Below are 1,930 nucleotides of genomic sequence, written 5' to 3' on the forward strand. Positions count from 1 at the left end.
CCTTACGCTGCTATTGCGGTGTTCCGCCGTTACTTGGCGGCGATCACCTCGATCTTCGCCGGCCCACCGTCCGTGGTCCACATGGTCCTCAGTTGCGCCGCCATCTGCTCGACGCTGGATGTCGTCGAAAGCCCTGTCGGGAACGGATCGACACCGAGCGACGCGTAGATATTGGCATAGGCATTCTGCAGGTCCGCATAGGCCATATCGAGCTTGGCATCGGCCAGGAGCGCATTCATTTCCTCACGGATGAGGATCTGTTCGCTGGTTCGTTGCGCGGTTGTCTCATCCCTCACTTGCTTCAGGATGCGGTGTGAGACATTGGAAAGGGCCGCCGCCGTTCCATAGGATTTCTTCAGATGGGCGTAGCGGACGCGGCTGATATGAACTTGCGTCATGATTGCCATCGCGACAGAAAGTGCGCGAGCATCGAGCACCTCCTTTTCCGCCTCGATCTTGTCGTTGACGGCCGGCATGCTGACGAGTTTCATCGCGTTGAAACTGACTTTGGTACCCCATGACAGCCAGTCATTGGTGGCAATGAACTCATTGGAATCGTAATTGGCGCCGGCATAGACGTTGAAGCCCGGCAGGATATCGAGAAGCGCGGCATTGACCTCTTTCTCGTTGATCCTTGTGCGATAGGCCACCTCTCGCATTTCCGGCCGGTTTTCCACCGCGATACGGAACATTTCCGGCATGTTGTCGGGAACTGCAAGCTTGGTTGACGCACGCTTGGGAACGGTTAGCGTGAAATGGGTTCCGGGCGTCACATTCATCAAGGCGGCAAGCTGGCTCTTGGCGACCTTCAGTTCACCTTCTAGCATTTCCACTTCGCGCTTCACCTCGATCAACTCGCGCTCATAGGTAAGCGCAACGAGAGGTGAACTTTCTCCACCCGAAGAGAGGCCACGCGTATCCCGCAAGGCCCTCGCCACACGATTTTCGAGCGCCCGCATGCGACCGACTAGGCGCTGATAACTGACAGCACGCCAATAGGCGGTGCGTACGTCCTCGATCACCTTGTTGACGATCCGCCGCTTCATTTCCTCTTGGATCAGCGCCTGATCCGCCGCCTGTTTGGCCCGGACGTAGGAGAGGCCGAAATCGAGGATATTCCACGAGAACGTCAGGTCCGCGGTGCGGATATTATCATCGCGTGTCGAGGGGGTGGAAGCATCCGCTTCGTTACGTCCGGCATAGCCTGCACCTGCCACCACCTTAGGCAGTGCGCTGTAGCTCACAAGATCGGCTTCACGCGTTTTCAATGCGGCCTGCATGATCTCGACCTTCGTGTCGAGGTTGTATTTCAGCGCCCGTGCCATGGCCTGATACAGATCTACCGATCCTGTCAACGGCTCCTGGTTTGCCGTCGCTCTCAGGAGCTTTTCATTTCCGAAAGTCGCATTCGCCTCCGGAGTGAATGGTTCCGTTTTTACCGAGCATCCGGTCGCAAGCAAGACGACAGGCACGGTCCAAATCAGCGGAAACTTCACTGCGTCACCTCTTAAGTCATTGCAACGATACCCTCGCGAGAAAGCGATACCAGGGAACGCGTGCTTCCGACTTCGTGCCATTCAATGTCAGATGGGGCACAAACGCATTCGGAAACCCAGGGCTACTTAAAGATTTACGAATATGATTAATAAGGGCCTAATGGATTAGCTTTCCCGAACGTGTGGATTGCATGTTCCCTCGCGCGCCGGCTGCGCCGAGGATTGCTCATCTGGACGAAAATGTGCCGATCTAGGCCTGTTTCAATGCTATATCTCGCACTACTAAAATTAGTATTTCGGCATTAGTATTTCGTAAACAAGGTCAACCTAATCCTTGGAACTCGTTAATCCGACGACCGTTGCTCGCAGGCTTTTCGCACAACCGGGCATATATCCGCACGGTGTGTTTGGGGTCTTAAAGCGGGAGACACGGC

General features: G+C 55.4%; 1 protein-coding gene. It reads right to left on the reverse strand.

Annotated elements, in window-relative coordinates; genetic code table 11:
* Positions 1 to 29 precede the first annotated feature (29 nt).
* Positions 30 to 1,355, reverse strand: a complete 1,326-nt coding sequence (locus JNB91_RS11715) for a TolC family protein (protein ID WP_223218155.1) — start codon at positions 1,353 to 1,355, stop codon at positions 30 to 32.
* Between the last annotated feature and the right edge of the window lie 575 nt (positions 1,356 to 1,930).

The sequence above is a fragment of the Aliirhizobium wenxiniae genome, from assembly GCF_019511445.1.
Classification (GTDB): Bacteria; Pseudomonadota; Alphaproteobacteria; order Rhizobiales; family Rhizobiaceae; genus Neorhizobium; species Neorhizobium wenxiniae_A.